16 protein-coding genes are annotated in these 23,371 nt (G+C 68.9%); 11 read left to right on the top strand and 5 right to left on the bottom strand.

From position 1 onward, the window contains the following. Positions 1 to 427: 427 nt before the first annotated feature. Together MT490_RS14820 and MT490_RS14815 are read right to left on the bottom strand one after the other, a co-directional pair. Positions 428 to 1,198 (bottom strand): S8/S53 family peptidase, encoded by a 771-nt coding sequence (locus tag MT490_RS14820; RefSeq protein ID WP_297389278.1) that lies wholly within the window; start codon positions 1,196 to 1,198, stop codon positions 428 to 430. Between the two features lie 112 nt (positions 1,199 to 1,310). Continuing rightward, positions 1,311 to 2,483, bottom strand: a complete 1,173-nt coding sequence (locus MT490_RS14815) for a serine hydrolase domain-containing protein (RefSeq protein WP_297389275.1) — start codon at positions 2,481 to 2,483, stop codon at positions 1,311 to 1,313. A gap of 56 nt (positions 2,484 to 2,539) precedes the next feature. On the opposite strand from MT490_RS14815, the gene MT490_RS14810 reads away from it, so the two are divergent. The 5 genes from MT490_RS14810 to MT490_RS14790 all read left to right on the top strand — a co-directional run bounded on the left by MT490_RS14810 (position 2,540) and on the right by MT490_RS14790 (position 8,547). Then, entirely contained in the window at positions 2,540 to 3,424 is an 885-nt protein-coding gene (locus MT490_RS14810) for a LysR family transcriptional regulator (protein ID WP_297389272.1), read from the top strand. 105 nt (positions 3,425 to 3,529) lie between these two features. Further along, positions 3,530 to 4,564, top strand: a complete 1,035-nt coding sequence (dgcN, locus tag MT490_RS14805; protein WP_297389269.1) for an N-acetyltransferase DgcN — start codon at positions 3,530 to 3,532, stop codon at positions 4,562 to 4,564. Next, the gene (gene dgcA / locus MT490_RS14800; RefSeq protein ID WP_297389266.1) at positions 4,522 to 5,511 is read left to right on the top strand and encodes an N-acetyl-D-Glu racemase DgcA; all 990 of its coding nucleotides are present in this window, start codon (positions 4,522 to 4,524) and stop codon (positions 5,509 to 5,511) included. The genes dgcN and dgcA overlap by 43 nt, the downstream gene beginning before the upstream one ends. Further along, on the top strand, positions 5,508 to 7,067 hold the full coding sequence (locus MT490_RS14795) for an amidohydrolase family protein (protein ID WP_297389264.1): 1,560 nt from the start codon (positions 5,508 to 5,510) through the stop codon (positions 7,065 to 7,067). Before dgcA ends, MT490_RS14795 begins: the two co-directional genes overlap by 4 nt. Before the next feature lie 235 nt (positions 7,068 to 7,302). Beyond that, on the top strand, positions 7,303 to 8,547 hold the full coding sequence (locus MT490_RS14790; RefSeq protein ID WP_297389261.1) for a dicarboxylate/amino acid:cation symporter: 1,245 nt from the start codon (positions 7,303 to 7,305) through the stop codon (positions 8,545 to 8,547). Positions 8,548 to 8,752: 205 nt separating this feature from the next. Here MT490_RS14790 and MT490_RS14785 read toward each other — a convergent pair whose 3' ends face one another. Further along, positions 8,753 to 10,306 (bottom strand): class I SAM-dependent methyltransferase, encoded by a 1,554-nt coding sequence (locus MT490_RS14785; protein WP_297389259.1) that lies wholly within the window; start codon positions 10,304 to 10,306, stop codon positions 8,753 to 8,755. 194 nt (positions 10,307 to 10,500) lie between these two features. Here MT490_RS14785 and dacB point away from each other — a divergent pair, with 194 nt between their 5' ends. Together dacB and MT490_RS14775 are read left to right on the top strand one after the other, a co-directional pair. Then, positions 10,501 to 11,934 (top strand): D-alanyl-D-alanine carboxypeptidase/D-alanyl-D-alanine-endopeptidase, encoded by a 1,434-nt coding sequence (dacB, locus tag MT490_RS14780; protein WP_297389256.1) that lies wholly within the window; start codon positions 10,501 to 10,503, stop codon positions 11,932 to 11,934. A 27-nt stretch (positions 11,935 to 11,961) separates the two neighbouring features. After that, positions 11,962 to 12,282: a ribosomal protein L7/L12 gene (locus MT490_RS14775; RefSeq protein WP_297389254.1), complete on the top strand. Its 321-nt coding sequence runs from the start codon at positions 11,962 to 11,964 to the stop codon at positions 12,280 to 12,282. Positions 12,283 to 12,481: 199 nt separating this feature from the next. Here the strand turns inward: MT490_RS14775 and MT490_RS14770 are convergent, their stop codons facing one another. Continuing rightward, positions 12,482 to 13,492: a serine hydrolase gene (locus MT490_RS14770; RefSeq protein WP_297389252.1), complete on the bottom strand. Its 1,011-nt coding sequence runs from the start codon at positions 13,490 to 13,492 to the stop codon at positions 12,482 to 12,484. Then, positions 13,489 to 15,048, bottom strand: a complete 1,560-nt coding sequence (locus MT490_RS14765) for a permease (protein ID WP_297389250.1) — start codon at positions 15,046 to 15,048, stop codon at positions 13,489 to 13,491. Before MT490_RS14765 ends, MT490_RS14770 begins: the two co-directional genes overlap by 4 nt. A gap of 248 nt (positions 15,049 to 15,296) precedes the next feature. Here MT490_RS14765 and MT490_RS14760 point away from each other — a divergent pair, with 248 nt between their 5' ends. The 4 genes from MT490_RS14760 (at position 15,297) to MT490_RS14745 (ending at position 23,184) form a co-directional block, all read left to right on the top strand. Beyond that, positions 15,297 to 18,368 carry a TonB-dependent receptor gene (locus MT490_RS14760; protein ID WP_297389248.1) on the top strand — a complete coding sequence of 1,024 codons (3,072 nt, stop codon included), beginning with the start codon at positions 15,297 to 15,299 and terminating at the stop codon, positions 18,366 to 18,368. Between the two features lie 369 nt (positions 18,369 to 18,737). Continuing rightward, positions 18,738 to 20,363 carry a hypothetical protein gene (locus MT490_RS14755; protein ID WP_297389246.1) on the top strand — a complete coding sequence of 542 codons (1,626 nt, stop codon included), beginning with the start codon at positions 18,738 to 18,740 and terminating at the stop codon, positions 20,361 to 20,363. Further along, complete coding sequence (locus MT490_RS14750; RefSeq protein WP_297389243.1) at positions 20,345 to 21,952, top strand: hypothetical protein; 1,608 nt, start codon at positions 20,345 to 20,347, stop codon at positions 21,950 to 21,952. The genes MT490_RS14755 and MT490_RS14750 overlap by 19 nt, the downstream gene beginning before the upstream one ends. Continuing rightward, entirely contained in the window at positions 21,949 to 23,184 is a 1,236-nt protein-coding gene (locus tag MT490_RS14745; RefSeq protein ID WP_297389240.1) for a cytochrome P450, read from the top strand. The genes MT490_RS14750 and MT490_RS14745 overlap by 4 nt, the downstream gene beginning before the upstream one ends. The last annotated feature ends 187 nt before the right edge of the window (positions 23,185 to 23,371 follow it).

The raw sequence follows: 23,371 nt of genomic DNA, 5'->3' as shown, positions 1-23,371 counted from the left end.
GGGGGCGGAACCCCTGCGCTCAATTGGAGAGTGTATCGCCTACCTCCCCCTCCGACGCCTTCGGCGCCACCTCCCCCTGGCGGGGGAGGATTTTGAATGTCGATCCGTCCTAGGTCGTATCGACATTCAGGCCAAATTGTCCTCTCCCCTTGATAGGGGGGTGCAGGGTCGATCATGCCCCGCATGATCGAGGATCGCGCGGGGCGCGATCCGACCTCGCACTCCCCTTGCAGGGGGCGAGGGAAGAAGAGGCTGAATGTCGATACGACCCAAGGCCTGCCGCACTGCCCCACCCCAACCCAGTATCAGGTAAACAGCGCCCCGCGCTGTTTAGGCCATGCCCGGGGGGGCATGGCCGACCTGATGCTCCTGAAGGGGAGGGGCTTGATGGCGGCAAATGGTCGCCAGCCGACCGGCCAATCGCGCGCTACTTCCCCGCCATCGTCCGCGAGGCGAGGAGGCGGGCGGTTTCGAGGGGGGCGGCGAAGGAGGTGCCGGTGCCGGTGACCGCGCGGCCGTCGATCGCGGCGGTGGGGACCTTCACGCCGAGCTGCCAGGCATAATTATAGCCTTCGGGGGTCGCGTCGGGGCGGTTGGTGCCGCTCCACGGCTGGCCTGCCGAGTCGATCGCGCCGACCAATACGGCATTGGGATAGGCCGCGCGCGCGGGGGCGAGGTTGCCGGGATGGTCGTAGCCGTTGTTGCCCGCGGCCAGCACGACGCGGATACCCTTGGCCGCGGCATCGGCGATCGCGGCGGTGATCGCCGGATCCTTGTCGAGCGCGAGCGAGATGTTGATCGCGTCGACCCCGAGCTCGGTCGCGCGGCGGATCGCGCGGACCACCGGCGCGGCGGAGGGCTGGCAGGGCGGGTTGGCGCCTTCGGGGCAGCCGGCGGGATCGTCGATGCGGAGCGAGATGATGTCGACCTGGCGGTGCGCGGCGCGCGCGAGGATCGTCGCGACCATCGTGCCGTGATCGTAGCGCGGCTGGAACTGGGGCCGGCCGGGGTCCGACGCCATGTCATATTCGGCGGAGACGAGCGGGGCGAGCTCGGTGGTTTTCGCGACGCCGCTGTCGATGATCGCGACGCGGGGGCGCTCGATCGATATGGCGACGGGCGCCACGACCAAGGCAGGTGCAGGGACGGGCGCGGCTGTCTCGATCAGCGCGACGAGCGAGAGCAAAAGCGAGTTCACGAAACCCCGACCCCCCGGTCAAAGCGATTCACTTCGTCCTTGCTATCCTAGCCAGCTTTGCGGCGGGATTGCGGTGATGTGCGGGGGGTATGCTTAATAGTTTGTACACCATTCAGCGGGGCGGGGCGGCGAGCGCTTCCTCGATGGGCGTGAAGGCCGATCGGACGCCCGTCGTGTCGGGCACGTCGGTGGCGAAGAAGGCGATTCCGGTGCCCGCCTTGCGATCGAGCCACAGTCCCGAGCGCAGGCCATAGGCCTCGCCGCCATGGCCGAGGCGCGGGCGGGGGTCTCCGAACAGGTCGTCGCGGCAGCCCGGGCGCGCAGTGGGGAGGAAGGTCACTGCGAGGCCGTAGCTGCAATAGAAGCCGTTGCCGGTGTCGCCGTTGGCGCCGTCGAAGGTCCAGAGCGGCGTTTCGAGCAAGGCGACCGATTTGGGAGCGAGCAGGCGGACGCCGTCGACGCGGCCGTTGCCGAGGAGCAGCCGGCCGATCTTCGCCAGCCCGCGGGCGGATATGCGCAGTCCACCCTGGGGCGAGAAGATCGCGCCGTTGGCGCCCGCGCGCCACTTGCCGAGATCGCAGCTGCCGTCCTTGGCGGGAGTCACCGCGCAGGCCGGCGGGGTGCCCTTGTGATCGTCCTTGGTGGGCTGCTTCGACCGGTAGATCGCGACCGCGCGGGCGGCGGTCTCTGGCGAGCAGCTTGCCCAATTGTAGCACGCATCGAGCTTGAGCGGCCTGAGCACCAGCCGGTCCATCAGCCGGTCGAAGCGCTCGCCGGTGGCGCGCTCCATCACCGCGGCGATGACGGGGAAATTGAAATTGGTGTAGCGGAAGAAGGTCCCCGGCGCGTGCTCGGCGTCCCAGGCCTTGGGGTCCGCGAGCACACCGGCCATGTCGGCGTCGAGCGGCAGGACATAGTCGATATTGTCGGTCAGGCTCGAGCGGTGCGAGAGCAGCAGGCGGAGCGTGATCGGCGTGTCGGGAAAGGCGGGATTGCGGAGCTTCCAGCCGAGCGCCTTCGAGACATTGGCGTCGAGTTCCAGCCTGCCCTGCTCGACCAGCCGCAGCACCCCGATCGCCACCACCAGCTTGGATACCGAGGCGACGCGGACCGGATCGTCGGGCGTGACCGGCCGCTTCGCCGCGAGATCGGCATAGCCCGCGGCCGAAACCGCGGTCTCGCCTTTGCGATCGAAGGCGATGCGGACGCTGGCGACGGGATCTGGGGCGACGGGTTCGGGAGCGGTCTGCGGCGGGGCCGCGAGGAGCAGTGCCGGGAGCAACATCGCGCGAGCATGACCAGCGCTTTCCCTTTTCGCAAATAGCGATAGTCTTCGCACCCATGAACTTGCGGCATATCGAGATATTCCACGCCGTCTATGTGAACGGTTCGGTCAGCGGGGCGGCGCGCGCGCTCAACGTGTCGCAGCCCTCGGTGTCGAAGATGCTGCGGCATGCCGAATCGCTGCTCGGCTTCCAGCTCTTCCAGCGGACCAACGGCCGGCTGGTGCCGACCGAGGACGCGCACACCCTGTTCACCGAAGTCTCGGAGATCCAGGACCGCGTCTATGCCCTGCGGGAGGCGGGCAAGAACCTGCGTCGCGGCGCGGGCGGGATGCTGCGCGTGTCGGCGCTGCCCAGCCTCGCGCTGCTGGCGCTGCCGACCGCGGTGGCGAGGTTCCTGAAGACGCGCGAGAATGTGAAGTTCGACCTCCAGACGGTCCACCATGACGATCTCCTGCGGAAGCTGTTCGAGCGCGAGACCGACATCGCCATCGCCTATGAGGTGCCGCCCGCCGCGCCGGTGGACCACAAGCCGCTGGGCGAAGGCGAACTGGTGGTGCTCTATCGCGAGCAGGACATGCCCGATGCGCCCCCGCGCTGCGACCTGACCTGCCTGGAGGGACACCGCTTCATCAGCCTCGCGACCAGCGGGCCGATGGGGCAATTGTTCACGCAGGAGGTCCAGCGCCAGGGCGTGGTGCTCGACGACATCATCCTCGCGCGCACTTTCTACATCGCCGCGGCTTTGGTGCAGCAGGGCGTGGGGATGACCGTGGTCGACAGCTTCACCGCGCAGGCCTCGCTCGCGCCCGGGCTCTCGATGCGGCCGCTCAAGCCGCCGATCACGTTCGGCGTGCATGCGATGTACCTGCACAACCGGCCGCTCACCGCGCTGGCGACCGATTTCCTCAAGACGCTGCGGAGCGTGATCGACGTTGCATAGAAGGTGGGCATAGAAGGGGGCATAAAGAGCCATAACAAGGGGCTATGCCGCGCGCGTCAGACGCTATGCGCAGACTTTTGGGGACGCACGATACGGAGAGTCGTGATGATCCCCGCTCCCTATTTGCTCTATCTCGGCCACAGCACCGATTCGGTCGGCATCAAGACCTCGCGCGGCCTCGCGACCTTCCGCCCGCTGGATTGCGTGGGCGAGTTCCGCCACGACGATTGCCCGCTCACCCTGAACCTGCCGCGCATGACGATCGCCGAGGGCGCCGCCGCGGGGGCGCGGACGCTGGTGCTCGGCATCGCCAATTCGGGCGGGATGCTGGGCCGCGACCTGGTCGACGATGCGGCGGCGGCGCTCGAGGCGGGGATGAACGTCGCTTCGGGGCTTCACCAAAGGTTGCGCGACGAGCCGCGGCTCGCGGCGCTGGCCAAGGAGAAGGGGCTCCAATTGTTCGACGTGCGCGATCCGCCGGCGGACATGAAGGTCGGCAACGGCTATGCGCGCGCCGGCCATCGGCTGCTCACCGTCGGCACCGACTGCTCGGTGGGCAAGATGTACACCACGCTGGCGCTGACCCAGGCCATGCAGGCGCGCGGGCTCAAGGCCGATTTCCGCGCGACCGGGCAGACCGGCATATTGATCGCGGGCGGCGGCGTGCCGATCGACGCGGTGGTCGCCGATTTCATCTCGGGCGGGATCGAACAACTCGCCCCGGCGCGCGACGATGACGGCTGGGACCTGATCGAGGGACAGGGCTCGCTGTTCCACCCGAGCTTCGCGGGGGTCTCGACCGGACTGCTCCACGGTGCCCAGCCGGAGGCGATCGTGATGTGCCACGATCCGAGCCGGCTCCACATGCGCGGCATCCCGGGCCGGGCGCTGCCCGATCTGGGCGAGTGCATCGAGATGAACCTGCTCGTCGCGCGGCTGACCAGCCCCGGCGTGCGCGCGGTCGGCATCTGCCTCAACACCTCGGCGATGGACGAAGCCGCGGCGCGGACCTTGTGCGCGCGGACCGAGGATCGCCACGGCCTGCCCTGCACCGATCCGATCGCCTTCGGGGTCGATGCGATCCTCGACGAACTGCTATGTTCCGCACCCTCCGCGCTCAGCACGATAGCTTCCCACTGAACCAGCCCTTCCGGATCTCCCGCGGCGTCAAGACGCAGGCGGAGGTGGTCACGGTAGAGCTGGAGCAGGGCGGCATGGTCGGCCGCGGCGAGGGCGTGCCCTATGCCCGCTATGGCGAGAGCATCGAGAGCGCGCTCGCGGCGATCGAGGAGGCACGGGACGCCATCGAGGGTGGCGCGGACCGCGCGCAGCTGCTCGGGCTGCTCCCGCCCGGCGCGGCGCGCAACGCGATCGACTGCGCATTGTGGGACCTCGAGACGCGGCTGTCCGGCCGCAGCGTCGCCGCGAAGATCGGCGCGCCCGAGCCCGAGCGGCTGGCGAGCGCGCTGACGATCGGGATCGACACGCCGATGGCGATGGCGGTCGCGGCGAGCCGGATCGCCGACGCGCCGGTGATCAAGGTCAAGGTCGACGCGACGATCCCCGACGCGCAGATCCGCGCGGTGCGCAACGCGGCGCCCGACGCGAAGCTGATCGTCGATCCCAACGAGAGCTGGGACCAGCAATTGGTGCGCGCGATGCAGCGCGTGCTGGTGGCGCTCCGCGTCGACCTGCTCGAGCAGCCGGTGCCCGCCGGCGCCGACGAATGGCTCGAGGACTTCACTCCCGAGGTGCCGATCTGTGCCGATGAAGCGGTGCATGTCGCCGGGGATCTCGATCGCGTCGCGCGGCGCTACCAGGTGGTGAACGTCAAGCTCGACAAGTCGGGCGGGCTCACCGCCGCGCTGGAGCTGGCGCAGGCGGCGCGCGCGCGGGGTCTGGGGCTGATGACGGGCTGCATGATCAGCTCGTCGCTGTCGATCGCGCCGGCGCTGCATGTGGCGCGGATGAGCGACTTCGTCGATCTTGACGGTCCGCTCTGGCTCAGGGAGGATCGGCCCGGCGGCGTGCGCGACGAGGCGGGCTATATGGTCCCGCCGCAAGAGGGTTTCTGGGGAACGCTATGAAGGTCGCGCTGCTGCTCGGGATCGCGACCTTGTCGCTGGGGGCCGCATCGCCCGCCCCGCGCAAGGTCGACCTGCTGATCCGCGGCGGCACGATCTACACCGGGACCGCCGAGCCCTTTGTCGGCGATGTCGCGATCCGGGGTGATCGCATCGTCTCGGTCAGCCGCCATGCCGATGTCACCGCTACTCGCGTAATCGACGCCAAGGGCATGATCGTCGCGCCGGGCTTCATCGATCCGCACACGCATGTCGGCGACGACCTGACGTCGGACGACGCGGCGAAGCGGCTCGTCCCCGCCTTCCTGATGCAGGGCGTGACCACCGCGTTCATCGGCAATGACGGCGGTGGCAGCCCCGATGTCGCCAAGGTGCTGGGCAGCGCGGCGGCGAAGCCGGTGGGGATCAACTATGCCGCCTATGTCGGCTTCGGCGCGGTGCGCGAGAAGGTGGTCGGCGAGGCCGATCGCGTACCCACCGACGCCGAGCTCGGCCGGATGAAGGCGCTGGTCGGGCAAGCGATGTGCGAGGGCGCGCTGGGGCTTTCGACCGGGCTGTTCTATGCGCCGCAGAGCTTCGCCAGGACCGACGAGGTGGTGGCGCTCGCGCGGGAAGCGGGCAGGCGCGGCGGCGTGTACGACAGCCATATCCGCGACGAATCCAGCTACACGGTCGGCCTCGCCGCGGCGATCGACGAGGCGATCGCGATCGGGCGCGAAGGCGGACTTCCTGCGCATATCAGCCATATCAAGGCGCTCGGCGTCGACGTGCAGGGCCAGGCTCCGGCGATCATCGCCAAGGTGGAGGCCGCGCGCCGCGCCGGGCAGAGGGTGACCGCCGACCAATATCCCTGGTCGGCGAGCGGCACGAGCCTGGTCGCGTCGCTGATGCCGCTCTGGGCGCAGGACGGCGGGCGGCCGGCCTTGCTCAAGCGCTTCGACGATCCCGCGCTGGCCGATAAGTTGCGCGCCGGCACCACCGAGAATCTCCGGAAGCGTGGCGGGGCGGACAAGCTGCTGATCGTCGAGGGGAAGTACGCCAATCGCACGCTGGCCGACGTCGCCAAGGAGCTGGGCCAGGATCCGGTGGCTGCGGCGATCACCGTGATCCGCATCGCCGATCCGGGCGTGGTCTCGTTCAACCAGAGCGAGGCCGATATCGCCAAATTCATGCAGCAACCCTGGGTGATGACCAGCTCGGACGCCTCGGGCGGGCATCCGCGCGTCTATGGCAGCTTCGCGCGCAAGTACGACAAATACGTCAAGGCCGATCATGTGATCACGCTGCGCCAGTTCATCGAGCGGAGCTCGGCGCTGACCGCCGACACCTTCGGGCTCGCCGGGCGCGGGCATCTGCGCGCCGGGGCGTTCGCCGATGTCGTGGTGTTCGATCCCAAAACCTATGCCGCGCGGGCGACCTATGAGGCGCCGACTCTGCTGGCGCAGGGGGTACGGAGCGTGGTGGTGAACGGCGTGGTCGCGCTCGACAAGGGCGCGCTGACCGGCAAGGCCGCGGGCCGCGCGCTGGCGCACCGGCCGACTACGGGGATGTGCCGGTGATCGCTGTTTGGTTCACGCGGAGGCGCGGAGACGCGGAGAAAAGAAGAGTTGTTCGCGCAGAGGCGCAGAGGACGCAGAGGGACTTCGCCCGACGCGAAGCGTCTGGCCTCTCTCGCGACGGAGTGAAGGCTGCTAGCGCAGCGGGGCGCGATCTCTGCGCTCTCTGCGCCTCTGCGCGAACTAAAAAACTCCGCGTCTCCGCGCCTCCGCGTGAACAAAAAAACAGGGCCGTGGAATGCTGAGTGCCTGGTTCCGTATTGCCCTGTGGAAGCGCGTGCTCGCGGCGCTCGCGCTGGGCCTCGTCTTCGCGTTCGTCTGGCCGCAGGGTACGCCCTACGTCCAGTTCCTGGGCGACCTGTTCGTCCGCGCGATCCGGATGCTCGTGGCGCCGATCGTGCTGGTGACGATCGCCGCGGGGATCACGTCGCTCGCCGATCCCAGGCGGCTCGGGGGATTGGGCGGACGGACGATCGGGCTGTTCGCGCTGACCACGGCGATCGCGGTGTCGGTGGGCATGCTGGTCGCCACTCTGGTCCAGCCCGGCGTCGGCGCGCCGCTCGGCACCGCGGCGCCGCATGTGCTGGGCGACCCGGTGACGCCGTACCAGCAGCTCATCGGGATCATCCCGCTCAATATCTTCGAGGCGCTCGCCAAGGGCGACATGCTCGCCTTGATCTTCGTCGCGATCCTGGTCGGCGTCGGCACGGTTGTGGCGGGCGAGCCGGGCAAGCCCTTTGCTTCGCTGCTGCAGGCGACCTCCGCGGTGCTGCTCAAGGTCGTCGGGATCGTCATGGAGGCGACGCCGTTCGGCGTGTTCGCGCTGATCGCCAATGCGGTGGCAGCGAACGGCGCGGCGGTGTTCGTCAATGTCGGCTGGCTGGCGCTCGCGGTGGTGCTGGGATCGCTGATCCAGATCCTTGTGGTGCACAGCCTGATCCTGAGGCTGCTCGCCAAGCTGCCGGTGCTGCCCTTCTTCCGCGGGATCGTCGACGCGCTGGTCGTCGCCTTCTCGACCGCGTCGAGCTCGGCGACCCTGCCGGTGGCGATGCGCGTCGCGGAGCAGAATCTCGGTGTCGCGCGGCCGGTCTTCTCGACCGTGCTGCCCTTGGGCGCGAGCATCGGCAAGGACGGGACGGCGATGTATGTCGGCCTGCTCAGCATGTTCGCGCTGCAAGCGTTCGGCACCCCGCTCGGCCCGCAGGTCTATGCCATGGTGCTGCTGACCGGCGCTCTCGCCGCGTTCGGGACCGCGCCGGTGCCCTCGGCGTCCTTGTTCATGCTCGCCGCGGTGCTCTCGGCGGTGGGCGTGCCGCCGGAGCAGACGGCCCTGGTGGTCGGCTTCGTGCTGCCCTTCGACCGGTTGCTCGACATGACCCGCACCGTGCCGAGCGCCAGCGCCAATCTGACCGTCGCGACGACGGTGGCACGCTGGGAAGGCGAGCTCGACGAAGACGTCTATCGCGCCAAGGACTATGCCTAGGCCGGATCGACATTCAGCTCTGGTGAAGGTGCGTCGGCGGGCCTTGCCGCTTCTTATCCTCCCCCGCCAGGGGGAGGTGTCAGCCGCAGGCTGACGGAGGGGGAGGATGGCGACTCACTATCGACGTGCTTCCGCCCCCTCCGACGCCTTCGGCGCCACCTCCCCCTGGCGGGGGAGGATTGAAAACGCTGAATGTCGATCCGCCCTAGGCCGGCTTCTGGCACCAGAAATGGATCATCCCGGCGAAGAGGAAGGGGTGTTCCGCTTCGACGGCATCCCATAGCTTGAGGTCGAGCGGGTTGGCCGCGCCGTGCATCTTGCTGAAATGCGCCAATGCTTCGGGCGAGGCGTGGAAGCCGACGAGCCGGAGGCCGGCACCCGCGACCAAAGCTGCGATCTCCGGAAAGCGATACTGCCGCTCATGGACATGGAAGCCGAGGTCGCGGCAGCCGCTGAGGCTGTAGAAATCGTCGCTCTCGCGCAGCACCGCGAGCGGATCGCCGGCCGGCAGCGACAGGATGTGCGCGCGAAAGGCGCGGATGCCCTCGGCATCGCCCTGCCAGCCGCGCTCGGCGATCAGCGCATGCGCGGCGCGGACGGGTGCGCGGGCGCGGCGGCTGTAGAGCGCGAGGCGGGCCACGCCCCCGGGGCGCAGCACGCCGGCGATGCTGGCGAGGCCGGCATCGGGGTCCGCCATATGGTGGAGCACGCCGGTGCTGGTGGCGACGTCGAACGTCTCGCCGAGCCGGTCGAGCGCGAGGATGTCGCCCTGGAGCAAGCGGATATTGGCGACGCCGAGCGCCTCGGCCTTGCGCTGCGCGAAGGCGAGGCTGGCGCGGCTGAGGTCGATAGCGGCGACCGCCAGGCTCGGGTCCATCCGCGCCATGTCGATCGCTTCATAGCCGGTGCCGCAGCCGGCGACGAGCAGGCGGAGCGGGGCGGGGGGGAGCGCGGCGCTGTCGATTCCGGGCAGGGCTTCGAGGATCCGGCGGAAGTCGGCGCGGCGCGAGGCGGGCGGCGCCTGCCAGCGCGGATAGGGGTGCTGCTCGTACTGGCGCCGGACCGCGGTCGAGATGCCCGGCGCAGTGGCGGCAAAGCTCGGGATCGTCGCGGCGATCTGCACCTCGGCGTGCAGCTCCTCGCGGCGCTGTGCGAGGAGGTGCCAGAGTTCGCCCTCGGGTAGCGCGCCCATGTCGTCCGCGGGCGCGGGCCAGACATGCTCGTTGGCGAAGGCCTGGAGAGCGAGCGCGGCAGACAGCGGCCCGGCGTCGCCCGCGGCCAGGAGCGCGTCGCGCAGCGCGACCAGCCGCGCCTCCATCGCCGGATGCGTGTTGATGCACCGCGTGAGGAAGGCGATCCAGAGCGGATCGGTCTCGTCGGCATGGAGCAACAGTTCGGCGGTGACGCGCGCCAGCGGCTGGGGGTCGAGCGCGCCGTCGGCGAGGCAGGCGTGGAGGTCGAGGGCGAGGCGGGCGTCATAGCCGGCGGGCTGCAGCGTCGCGAGCAGGCCGGCGAGCGGGCGACGGATCGCGGCGCGGGCGGCGGCGTTGCTTTCGGCCCGTCCCAGTGCGGCGCGCAGGATCTCGATCGCGGCGCCGGTGTCGCCCTGATGCGCGGCGAGGCCGCTCAGCGCGAGATAGCCGGGAAGGAAATCGGGATTCGCGTCGAGACTGCGGGCATAGGCAGCGCGGGCTTCATGCAGGCGGCCGGACCGGGCGAGTTGCTGGGCGTGGAGGAAGGGCTCGGGAGCGGCGCGCATTGGCGGCTATCCTAGGCGGCTTCTCCCTTACCGTCATCCCGGCGAAAGCCGGGATCTCAGGCGATTAGGGTATCGCCCGCGGCCCGAGGTCCCGGCTTTCGCCAGGATGACGATGGCTGCCCAATGCCCCCGGGTTATGCCCCTTTTCGCGCTGGACGGTTGCCCGCGCGCGGTTTGGCGATAGGCTTCCGGGCATGAGACCATCGCTCCTGCTCCCGCTTCTCCTCGTCATTACCACCCCCGCGGCCGCGCAAGGCCTGCAGCAGCAGGTCGAGGCGAAGCTGGCCGAGGCGGCGACGGGGACACGCTTCGGGCTGGTGGTGACCGACGCGGAGGGCAGGGAGGTCGTCGCGGTGAACCCCGACGGGCGCTTCATGCCGGCGTCGAACACCAAGATGTTCACCACCGCCGCCGCTTATGCCGCGCTCGCCGGGCTCGACCGGCCCGATGCGGCCGGGGGCGCCGCGGTGCGGTTCGAGGGCGAGGACGTGATCCTCGAAGGAAACGGCGACGCGCGGATGTCGAGCGCGGACGATTGCAAGGTCGACTGCCTCGCCATGCTCGCCGACGCGGTGGCGGCGCGGACGAAGCGCGTGCGGAGCGTGATCGGCGACGATACCCTGTTCCCCGACCAGCGCTGGAGCCCGGGGATGAGCTGGAACAACATCCCGAGCCGCTCGGGCACGGGCATCTCGGCGCTCACGCTCGACGACAACGAGTTGGCGGTGGAGGTGACCCCAGGCGCGATCGGCGCGCCGCCCAGGGCGGTCGCGGTGCTGCCTTATTACCGCATCGACAATCGCGCGGTGACCGTGGCGGGCGCGGGGAGCCGGCTCGGCTATGATCGCGCCGTCAACGGCATGGTGCTGCGCATCACCGGCACGATCGGCGCCGAGGCCAAGCCCGAGACGCTGCGCGTCGGGATCGACGATCCGGCGCATTATGCCGCGTGGCGGCTGCGCAGCCTGCTCGAGGCGCGCGGCGTGCAGGTGGCGGGCGCGGTCTCGACGCGGCACCGCGCGCCGATGCCGGAGGACGATCCGGCGATCCGCAAGGACGCGCTCGCCGCGCGGCCGCCGGCGCTTCCGGCACTGGCGCGGTTGACGCCGCCGCCGCTCGCCGAGGACGTCACGATCATCAACAAGGTCAGTCAGAACCTCCATGCCGAGCTGCTGCTGCGCAGGCTGGGGCTGCGCCGCGGCAGCGGTTCGATCGCCGACGGGATGGTCGAGGTGCGCGCGATGCTCGACACGGCGGGCGTACCGCGCACGAGCTGGGACCTGTCCGACGGATCGGGCATGTCGAGCTACAACCGGGTGGCGCCGCGCGGGACGGTCACGATGCTGCGCTGGATCGCCGCCCAGCCCTGGGGCGCGGCGTGGCGCGCCTCGCTGCCGGTGGCGGGAGTCGACGGCACGCTTTCGCGGCGTTTCAAGGACACGGCGCTCGAGGGCAAGCTCTTCGCCAAGACCGGAACGCTCAACGCGACCAACGCGCTGTCGGGCTATCTGATCGCGAAGAGCGGGAAGACGCTGACCTTCTCGGCGTTCGCCAACGACGTGCCTTCGGATGCGAGCGCAACCAAGTTCATCGACGCCGCCCTGGTGCTGGTGGCGGAGGCGAACTAGGGTTCGCTGGACCGCGCAGGAGCAGCGATGTTCGTTCCCCTTCCCGTCCTGATCGCCATCGGCGTCCTGATCCTCGTATTGATCGCCATGATCGCGCGCGCGGGGCGAAGGCGCGATCCTCTGATGGGCGGGCAACCGCCCGCCTATCGCCCAAGGAAGCCCGTACCACTGCCGAAGCCGATGCCATTGCCGGTGGCCGCCTTGCCGGTGGAGGTCGAGGCGCAGGTCCGCGCGCTCCTCGCGGCGGGCCGCAAGATCGAGGCGATCAAGATCGCGCGCGACGTAACGCACCTCGGGCTGAAGGAAACCAAGGATCTGGTCGAGGCGATGGAACGCGCCGGCCCCTAGGGTGTACCGACATTCAAATTCCCCCTCCCTGCAAGGGAGGGGTTAGGGGTGGGTTGGCATCGGCCGGGGCTCGATGCCCCGGCCGATGCCTTTTGCCGCACGATTGGTGAGTCTTTTTAGGCGCGCAGACGCGCGCACCCACCCCCAGCCCCTCCCTGCAAGCAGGGAGGGGAGCCTTCAAACTGAATGCCGATACAGCCTAAGCCTCGTGTTGATCCCACGCCGCGATCACCGCCTCCCCCGTCGCCGGCCGCAGCTGGAAGATGCCGCTCTCCCTGTGCCGCGTCGGGTGGACGCGGTTGGTGAGCAGGGTCCAGGCGAGGCCGCGGTCGAAATCGATCCAGAGGCCGGTGCCGGTAAAGCCGGTATGGCCGATCGTCTCGCCCGAACAGGCCTGGCCGCCCGACCAGCCCGCGAACCTGCGCTCCCAGCCGCAGGTGCGGTGTTCGTATTGCGGCATGCGGATCGCCGCGAGCATCGCCGGGCTCGCGCCGCTGCCGTCGAGCAGCCCCCGCGCGAAGCCGAGCACGCCGGCGACGGTGCCGAAGAGGCCGGCATGGCCGGTCTGCCCGCCCATCGCGAAGCAATTCTCGTCATGCACCTCGCCCTTGAGCACGCGGCCGCGCCAATTGCAGCGCTCGGTCGCGACCGCGGGGCCGGGGGGCGGGCCGAAGCGCAGCCCCTCGCCCAGGTCCCACGCACCGAGCGGCGCGCCGGTGATCCGCTCGATCGCGATGCCAAGCAGGAGGAAGTTGATGTCCGAATAGACCGGCGGGCCGTGGCGCCATTCGCGCTGGAGGATGAAGGCGCGCAGCCGCGCGGGATCGCCGCCATAGGTGTAGATCGGCTCGACCGCGGGGAGGAAGGTCCGGTGGGCGAGGCAGTCGCGGAAGGTCAGCCTGCGCTCGGCGGCATTGGCGACGTCGTATTGGCGAAGATCGGGAATCGCGGTGGTGAGCGGGGCGTCGAGATCGAGCTTCCCCAAGTCTGCTAGGCGCAGGATCATCGTGGTGGTGGCGATCACCTTCGAGACCGAGGCCAAGTCGAACCAGTGATCTTCGGTCAGGTCCTCGGGTTCGGGGAGCAAAGCCGCGCGGCCCGCATGGCGAACCCAGCGGCGACCGTCGGCGGCGACTACGCCCAGCGTGGCGCCGGGGATGCGGCCGTCGGCGATCGCGGTGAGGGCGGGGGCGAAGGCCAGGTCGATCATGCGGCGGGCTCGCGGTCGTCGGGGCGCGGCTTCGCGCGGACGAGGATGGGGAGGAAGAGCAAGGCGGCCAGGCTGAGTATGCCCGAGGCGAGGAAGAACAGGTCGAAGCCGTTCCAGCCCGTGGCGTCGAGCCGCTCGACCACCTGCCCGCCGGCGCCCGAAAGCAGGCGCGGGAGCAGGAAGGCGAAGCCCGACAGGAAGGCATATTGCGCGCCGGGAAAGCGCGGGTTCACCAGCATCGAGAGATAGACGACGAACACCGCCCCGGCCATGCCGTTGCCGAACTGGTCGGCGGCGGTGGCGATGTAGAGCAGCCACTCGTTGACGGGCTGGTGCGCGAGCCAGACGAAGCCGAAATTGCCGATCGCGGCGAAGGTCGCGCCGATGGTGAGCGTCACGCCCCAGCGCCAGCGCGTCACCATCCAGCCGCCGAGCCCGACTCCGATGATGCTCGCGGCGAGCGCGACCACGCCGTCGGCGCGGCCGATCTGGCTCTTGGTATAGCCCAGGTCGAGGATCATCGGCTTGGACAGGTTGAGCGCGAGCACGTCGCCCATGCGATAGATCGAGACGAAGGCCATCAGCGCGATCGCGAGGAAGCCGTAGCGCCAGAAGAAATCGACATAGGGGCCGATCGCCGCCGATGTGCGTGCCGGGGCGTGGGGCGGGAGCTTGCGGATCCACGGCGTCAGCGCCGCCATCGCGAGGAAGGGCAGCATGCAGAGGACCAGGACGATCGGCGTGACGTTGGTCTTGGGGCTGATCCCGGCGGAGGCGGCGGCGTTCAGGATCAGCCAGCCGATCGCGGCGGTCGCGGCCGCGAGTGCTACGAGGATCGCGATCGCCGCGACCAGTCCGGTGGCGAGCGCCACCGCGCGCCCGCCGCCGCAGCCGGGCTGGCGGGGCAGCAGCGCGAGGATCGGCAGCGGCACGAACGCGCCCGCGGCGATCAGCAGATAGGAGGATTGCCAGCTCGGCTCGATGCCCACGCTGCGCAGCGTGGGCGCGAGGCTGCCCGCGGCATCGGCGAAGAGCAGCGCCCCGCTGCCCGCGGCGACCATCGCGGTGCGATAGCCCCACAGGTTCGACGCGGCGACCGGGCCCTGCTCCGCGGGCGTCGGCGCGAGCTCGATGCGCCAGGCGTCGGCGGCGACTTCGAGCGTGGTGGTCCAGAAGGCGAGCAGCACCGCGAACAGAGCGGTCAGCGGCAGGCTCGCGTCGGTGGGGAACAAGGCCATCGCCAGCATCGACGTGAAGATCCCGAGCTGCGACAGCATGATCCAGCCGCGGCGCTTGCCGAAGAAGCGCGCGAAGCCGGGGACGTCGTAGCGGTCGAGCAGGGGCGCCCAGAGGAACTTGAAGGTGGGCAGCAGCTGCACCCAGGCGAAGAAGCCGATGACCGCGAGCGCCACGCCGTGATCGGCGAGCCGCACGCTGAGCACGGTCGAGAACATGTAGAAGGGCAGCCCAGCGGAGAAGCCGAGCAGCACGTAGAGCGCCATGCGCGGGAAGCCGCCGGGGATGCCGCTCGAACCGGCCGTGGGCGCCTCAGCCAATGGCGACGGCCGATCGATGGTGCGGCGAATATTGCGTCATATGCGTCCCCGGAAAGCGGCGTGGCGCCACGCTCGCCCGGCGCCCTGCACCAGTCAATGGCGCGGGTGTTGCCGCGCCGACACGGTTGGTTGCCGAACATGCTGCAAGGCTATGGCTTTGCGAACAGAAACTATGGAGCAGCGCAACATTCCTGTTACTTAATGCCCGGGTCCCGCCGTGGGCAGGCGGGGCAATGGGGGCACATCACATGACTGGTTTCACGTCGTTCAGGAATCTTCTCGTTTCGGGAACGGCGTTCGCCGCGCTGGCGGGCGCGATGCCCGCATTCGCGCAGACGACGGACCAGTCGACGCCCGAAGCCGCGACGCCCACCGGCGCGGCATTGCCGGTCTCGGATGCCGAGCAGAGCACCGATCAGGGCACCCGCCGCGACGACGAGATCCTCGTCACCGGATCGCGCATCCGCCAGAACCCGAACAATTCGGCGCTGCCGCTGCAGATCATCACCACGCAGGAAATCCAGCGCAACGGCATCAGCAGCCCCGAGCAGCTGATCATGTTCCTGAGCACCAACGGCACCGGCGCGGACAACCTCGCCTCCAACGCCGACGTGACCTCGGGCGCCCAGCGCGGCACCAACGGGCTTTCCGCGGCGAACCTGCGCGGGCAAGGCAGCGCCGCGACGCTGGTGCTGCTCAACGGCCGCCGCGTCGCCGCGCACGGCCTCACCGGCGGCGCGGTCGACGTCAACCAGATCCCGTTCGCCGCGATCGAGCGGGTCGAGGTGCTAAAGGACGGCGCCTCGGCGATCTACGGCACCGATGCGGTCGGCGGCGTGATCAACTTCATCACCCGCAAGGACTATCAGGGGCTCGGCTTCAACGGCTTCACCGACGTCACCGAAGCGGGCGGCGGCAACATCTACCGGCTCTCGGGAATCGCCGGCTATGGCGACCTCGACGAGGACGGCTTCAACATCATGGGCGCGGTCGCCTATAGCTGGAACCATGCGCTGCGCGGCGAGAATCGGCCCTTCGTCAACGGCAACCAGCCGAACCGCGGGCTCTCGATCGATACGCGCGGCACGCCCGTCGCCACGGCGTTCAACATCGGGGCGAACACCCAGCCCGGCAGCATCACGGCGGCCGGCACCCTGCTCACCGGCCTGACCCTGACGGCGCCCAACGGGGCGAATGCCGCGGCGGGCGGCATCAACGTCCTCGACCTGCCCGGCGGCGCCGGCTGCGGATCGATGGATGGCGGGCTGCCTTATGACGAAGCGCTGTGGAACGCGCCCACGACTTATTATGCCTGCGCCTGGGACACGGGCCGCGTCGCGGTGCTCCAGCAGCCGATCAACACGCTCACTTATTATGGCCGCGGCGTCGTCAATCTCGGCGAAGGCCACCAGATGTCGGTCGAGATCACCGGCTCGGACGCGACTTCGGCGAAGCGCTTCTCGAACGCGCAGCTGACGGCCAACACCACCAACCTGCCGATCGCCTATCCGCTCAACAGCATGACGGCGGCGACCTACAACAGCGTGTTCGGCGCGATCCGCGCGGCCTTCCCCAATCCGGTGCAGCAGGCGGCGCTCGACGCGCGTTATGGCCGGCCGATCTCCTATCGCTGGCGCTGCATGGCGTGCGGGCCGCGCGAATATGTGACCGACACCAAGACCCTCCGCGCCGCCTTCGGCGTCGAGGGGCCGCTGTTCGGGCTGGGCGACTGGGATTATCGCGCGGGCGCATCCTATGCGAAGAGCGAGTCCTCCTCGGTGCTCGGCTCGGGCTATTATTATCGCGGCACGCTGAGCAACGGCGCCTATGATCCCAACGCCCCGGCCGTCGCCGGCGCGCCGCTGATCAACGGCCAGGTCGCCCGCGGCCTGGTGGGCGTGATGAACAGCGGCCTGATCAATCCGTTCAGCACCGTCCAGACCGCTGAGGGCCTCGCCGCGCTCGAATCGGTCTCCGCCCGCGGCGAGACGCTCTATGGCGGCCAATATGAAGTGAAGCAGTTCGACGTCTCGGTGTCGGGCTCGCTGTTCCGCATCTGGGGCGGCGACGTCCAGCTTGCGGCCGGGCTGGACGTGCGGCGCGAGACCTATGAGTTCAACGGCTCGGACGCCGCGGCGGCGACGGCGCCGGTGATCTTCCTCGCGGCGTTCGACAACGTCAACGCGCTCACGCCGAAGAACCGCACGGTCAAGGCGGCCTATGCCGAGATGCTGGTGCCGCTGCTGCCCGGGCTCGAGATCACCGGCGCGGTGCGCATCGACGACTATACCGGGTTCGGCACGACGACCAATCCGAAGGTCTCGGTCAAGTTCCGCCCGATCGACCAGATCATGTTCCGCGGATCCTACAATACCGGCTTCCGCGTGCCTTCGTTCAACCAGATCTACAACGGCGTCACCGAAGCGCCCTATCTGGGCAGCGATATCGCCGATCCGGTGCGTTGCCCGGGCGGCGTCCCGACGGCCCCGGTCGGCACCGGGACTCCCTGCGACCAGATCCGCCCGAACATCTTCACCGGCGGCAACCGGGAACTGGGGCCCGAGACGGCGAAGCAGCTCAGCGCCGGCATCGTCATCCAGCCCGCGCCGCTGTTCAGCGCCTCGGTCGACTGGTGGATGATCAACGTCGACAACACGATCCAGACGCTCACGCTGCGCCAGCTGATCGACAATGCGGCGCTCTTTCCCGAGCGTTTCCTTCGCGACCCTCCGGGCACGGGAACCATCTTCGGCATCGATCAGCGCTGGATCAACGCCGGTTCGCGCCGCACCCAGGGCCTCGAAGTATCGCTGCGCGGCGGATACGAATTCGCCGGCAACAACCGGATTTCGGCGGGCCTGGACGGCACGTTGCTGCTCAAGAAGCGCGAGAAGCTGACGCCAACCGCGCAATATGGCCCGAGCCTGATCGGCGTGTTCACCTTCGCCGGCGACCTCGGCGTGCGCTGGAAGCACAACGCGTTCCTCAGCTACTCGAACGACGATGTCAGCCTCTCGCTGAGCCAGCTCTTCCGCAAGGGCTACAGGAACGGCGCGCTGCCCGGCATCGCGGCGGGCACGGTCACGCGGCCCGACTATAACGAATTCGTGAAGGACTATATCATCTACAACCTGTCGCTGAGCTACACCGGCCTCGCGCCCGGCTACAAGCTCACCGCGGGCGTGCGGAACCTGTTCGACACCGATCCGCCCTTCGCGATCACCTATGACGGCAATACCGGCGCGGGCGGCTCGTGGGAGCCGCGTGTCGCGGATCCGCGCGGGCGCAGCTTCACGGTGGGAGTCGAAGTCAAGTTCTGAGACGCTCCGGGAGGAGGTGGAAGGGTCGCGGCGCAGCTCCCGCCGCGGCCCTTTTCCGTGTCCGGCGCTTGGCTGCGGGGAACGGGGGAAGGCAAGCACCGGGCGGCGGCCGGGCCTCGCCGCGATGATGTTGCTCGATACGACTTTCGGCCAGGCGGAAAAAATGGCGGTTACCGATCCGTTTGCTTCGATTTTTTTGAGGCGCCTTGGCTAAGTATCTGATTTTACGGACAGCGGGCTTTTGTCCGTCGGCAACTTTACGCCGCCGCACGTCGGTTCTGTCCTATCTTTGTCGTTACGCCTGTGTGAAATTCCTGCGCGACTCGCGGAATTGCCTGGGGAGGCAAGTGCGCGTCTGAGGGGACATGCATGCGGCAGACCACCTTGTCCGTGGCGCTCGAGGTCAAACCCGAGAGCTATGATCACTTGTCGTCGCTGCTCGACAAGCTGCGCGCCAAACGCAGCACCAATCCGTCGGGCGGCGAGGGGCCATTCGCCGATTTCCTGACCCGGGTGCCGGCGCTGCACTTCATGTCGCTGAGCGTTTTTCCCGGGTTCGACTATGATCCGCTGTTCGTGATCGAGGCCAATTTCGACGGCGCGAAGGGGCCGTTCTGGGCGCAGCTCGAATCGGCGATCGGCCCCGAGCTGCGCGCCATGCTGCGCTGCTGCAAGCGGCCGCTCGACAATGACGGGCCGCTGTTCGATTCGATCGTAGCGCCCAACGCGCGCGCGCCGATCGCGCCCTATCTCGAACGCCGCACGCTGACCCCGACGGTCTATCACCACGGCAATCGCGGCATGACGCGCGACCGCATCCTCGCCGAGCACAAATTGTTCGAGGCGACCCGGGTCGAGTTGCGCTGCGCCAATGTCGACGGGCCCAACCCGTATCGCGTGCTGACCCCGAGCCAGATCCACGCCAAGCTGCGCGCGGCCTTGCTGCCCGGCTTCGCCTGGCTCGACCAGCCGGCACCGGCGCGGATCCCGCTCGCCGAGAATATCGGCGACTGGGCGCGACTGATCGGCTTCGTCGTCGCGGCGGTGTTCCTGCTGTCGGTCCCCGGGCTCTTCATCAGCCTGGCGATGCCGATCGACCGCTATTTCATCCTGCTCGCAGTGCTGTTCGTCGGCATCGCCCTGCTGCTCAAGCGGATCGGCGTCGCCTTGCCGGGAACCGAGGTCGCGACGCGGTTCAGCTTCCTGAAGCTGTTCCTCCGGCAGCTGCTGCCGCTCGCTCTGTTCGTGCTCGGCTATCTTGTGGTCGCGGTGGCGATCGGCACGCCGCTGTCGATGCTGCTCACCGCGCGCAACTTCGACGCGGCGTGGCACGGGATGGTCACCTGGCTGCTCTGGGGACTCGCCAGCGCGCCGGTGACGGTGGCGGGCATCGTGCTCTGGCTGCGCGTGCTCGAGCGGGCCGACGCGTCGCAGGACGCGCCGCCGGTCGATCCGAAGATGCTGCGCGAGATGGCGCGGCGCGAGGACTGGATCCCGCAGAACCACATGGGCTCGCTGGTGCTGATCAAGCCGGGCATATTGCGCACCATCCTGATCCGCGCCGGGCATATGGGCCTGGGGCTCGCGCTGCGGATCGTGGCGCGCGACGGCTATCTCGGCTCGATGCGCACGATCCATTTCGCGCATTGGGCGCGGGTCAACAACAACAGCCGGCTGATGTTCTTCTCGAACTTCGACCAGACCTGGGAGAGCTATCTCGACGATTTCATCGAGAAGGCGCATGGCGGCCTGACGCTCGCCTGGTGCTGCGGAGTCGGCTTCCCGCCCACCCGCTTCCTCGTCAAGGACGGCGCGAGCCATGGCCGCCAGTTCAAGGAATGGGCGCGGCATTCGATGACCGTCAGCCGCTTCTGGTACTCGGCATACAAAGACCTCACCGCAGAACAGATCGAGCGGAATTTCCGCATCGCGATCGGGCTTCGCAAGCGAACACTCTCGGACAAGGACGCCGCTTTGTGGATCAACGACCTGTGAGCGCCGCACCGCAAAAGGGCCCGCCGAGCTGGAAGCTCGCGCCGCCGCACGACAAGCTCACCCAGGGCATGGTGGTGAGCGGCTTCGCCACGCTCCCCACCGGCCGCGCATTGTTCCTGCAATTCTGCTGGGACGGCGTGAAGAAGAAGCAGGGCGGTGCCTGGCTCGAGACGCTGCAGGGCGTCGCCCCGATCACCGATGCCGACGGCAGGGAGGAGCGCGCCGCGGGGCTCGGCTTCACCTGGGAGGGGCTGCGGAAGATGGGCCTCAACGCCAACACGCTCGCCTCGTTCGACCGTCCGTTCAAGGAAGGCATGTTCCAGGAGGACCGGCTGCGCCGGCTCGGCGACCGGCGCGAGGACGAATGGCTCGGCACGGTGATTCCCGGCGGGCCCAAGTGGAGCGGCAACACCCCGCTCGACAATGCCGCGGTCGATAGCGAGGCGCGTGCCTTCGACGATGAGGAGAAGGTGGTCGAGACCCGGGTGACCACGCCGATCACCGTGCATGCGCTCTTGCTCCTCTACGAGAAGGACGAGGAGACCGCCGAGGCCTGGTGCACGAAGGTGGGCGAGGCGCTGGCGCCGCACGACGTCAAGATCGTCCACGGCCTGCCGCTCGACCTGCGCCCCGACGAGCGCGGCATCGCGCGCGAGCATTTCGGCTTCGCCGACGGCGTGTCGCAGCCCGCGCCGTTCGAGCCGGGTGTCGTCACGGTGAAGGGCGGGGCGGACTATCCCAAGGATCCGTGGAACGGCGTGCCGCTCGGCGAAGTGCTGATGGGGCACGTCAACGGCCATCACGAAGTCGCGCTCGGTCCGGTGGTGGTCGACACGCCCGCCGGACGCGAGGCCGGGCTTCCCCCGCATGCGCGCGGCGAGGGCTTCCTCGATCTCGGGCTCGACGGCAGCTACATGGTGGTGCGCGAGCTGAAGCAGGACGTCGCGGCGTTCTGGAACTCGATGGCCGCCTCGGCCGAGCGCATCAACAAGCGCGATCCCGAGCATTCGGGGCATATCGACGCCGACTGGATCGCCAGCCGCGTGGTCGGCCGCGACCTGAACGGCAATTTGCTCTGCCCCGGCGGCGTGCTGCCGGTCGACCAGTACAACCAGCCGAACAACGATTTCGGTTTCTACGACCGCGACCTGCACGGCCATGGCTGTCCGCTGGGAAGCCATGTCCGCCGCGGCAATCCGCGCGACGGGCTCGCGCCCAAGCCGAGCGACAAGCAGACCCTGCTCGATGCGGCGAACAATCACCGCATCCTGCGCCGCGGGCGCAAATACGGGCCGACGATCGTCGATCCGCGCAAGGACGACGGCGCCGATCGCGGGCTGCTGTTCATCTGCCTCAACACCGACATCACGCGGCAGTTCGAGTTCGTCCAGCAGACCTGGATGCTCAACCAGAACTTCGCCTTCCTCTATGACGAGGTGGATCCGCTGATCGGGCCCAAGGGGATGCTGACCATCCCGGAGAAGCCGCTGCGACGGATCATCGAGGTCGACACCTTCGTGCAGATGGCGGGCGGCGAATATTTCTTCCTGCCGAGCATGCCGGCGATCCGCTATCTGGCGTCGCTGTGAGCGCGCTCACTTCGCGCGACGTGCTCCGCCCGGGCCCCAAGGGGTTCAAGGCATGGGCCCAGCGCATGATGTTCGCGCTGATGCCGAGCTTCTTCGCCTTGCTCCGGCGTTGGAAGCCGGTGGTCAAGTTCGGCAACAACTATCTCACCTCACGCTACGACGACGTGCGCGAGGTGTTCGCGACCGATCCGGTGTTCGGCGTGGTCTACAAGCCGCATCTCGACGTGATCATGGGCGACCAGCCCTTCTTCCTCGGCATGGGCGACACCGACCAGTATCGCCACGACACCGATGCGATGCGCAAGGTGGTGCGCGCCGACGATCTGCCGCGGCTCGCGGCGCAGACCGAGGCGCTGGCCGGGCAGATCGTCGCCGCGTCGAACGGGCGGATCGACGTGGTCGACACGCTGGTGCGGCGCGTCACCTTCACGATGCTGGGCGATTATCTGGGCGTGCCCGATCCGCCCGGCGGCGACCTGCGCGTCTGGGGAACGCGGCTGTTCGAGTTCCAGTTCGCCGACCAGGGCAACGATCCGGCGCTGCGCAAGGAAGTCGACGAGATCGCGCCGGCGCTCCGCCTGCACATCCAGAACGAGATCGCGCGCCGCCGCATCGATCCCGGCAAGGACGACGTGCTGTCGCGCTGCCTCGCGCTGCAGAAGGCGGGCGATGCGGCCTATGGCGACGATTTCATCCGCACTTCGCTGATGGGCTTCATCGTCGGCGGGCCGCCGCAGCCGCCGATGGTGGTGCCGCAGGCGATGGAGCAACTGCTCCGCCGCCCGAAGGTGCTCGCCGAGGCGCAGGCCGTGGCGCGCGCGGACGACGACGATCGCCTGCGCGGCTATGTGTTCGAGGCGATGCGCTTCGATCCGCTCGCGCCGGGCCTGCCGCGCGTCGCGCTGGCCGACTGGACGCTGGGCAGGGGCACCTCGCACGCGGCGACGATCCCCGCGGGCGCGCAGGTGCTCGCCGCCTTCGCCTCGGCGATGATGGACCCGCGCCGCGTCGCCAACCCGAGGGTGTTCGATCCCAACCGGCCGGCGAGCGATTACATGCATTTCGGCTTCGGGCTGCACGAATGCTTCGGCCGCCACATCAACCACGCCACGCTGCACCTGATGCTCAAGCCGCTGCTCAGGCAGCCGAACCTGCGGCGCGCGGCGGGCCGCGAGGGCAAGCTGAGCAAGAACGGCGCCTTCGCCGAGCGGTTGGTGGTGACGTTCGGGTAGGGCTCCAACGTCCCTCTCCCATAGGGAGAGGGTTGCGCAGACTTGGGTCCGCTTCTTCAGCGGGCCCTAGGTCGGATCGACATTCAGGCGAGCGAGGCGTTTCAATCCTCCCCCGCCAGGGGGAGGTGGCACGCGCAGCGTGACGGAGGGGGCGGAAGCACTGCACTCCATTGGAGAGGGTGCTATT

This window comes from Sphingomonas sp. (genome assembly GCF_026460985.1).
Lineage (GTDB): Bacteria > Pseudomonadota > Alphaproteobacteria > Sphingomonadales > Sphingomonadaceae > Sphingomonas.
The sequence above is the reverse complement of the archived record's forward strand: the minus strand, read 5'-3'. Positions and strand labels throughout refer to the sequence as shown.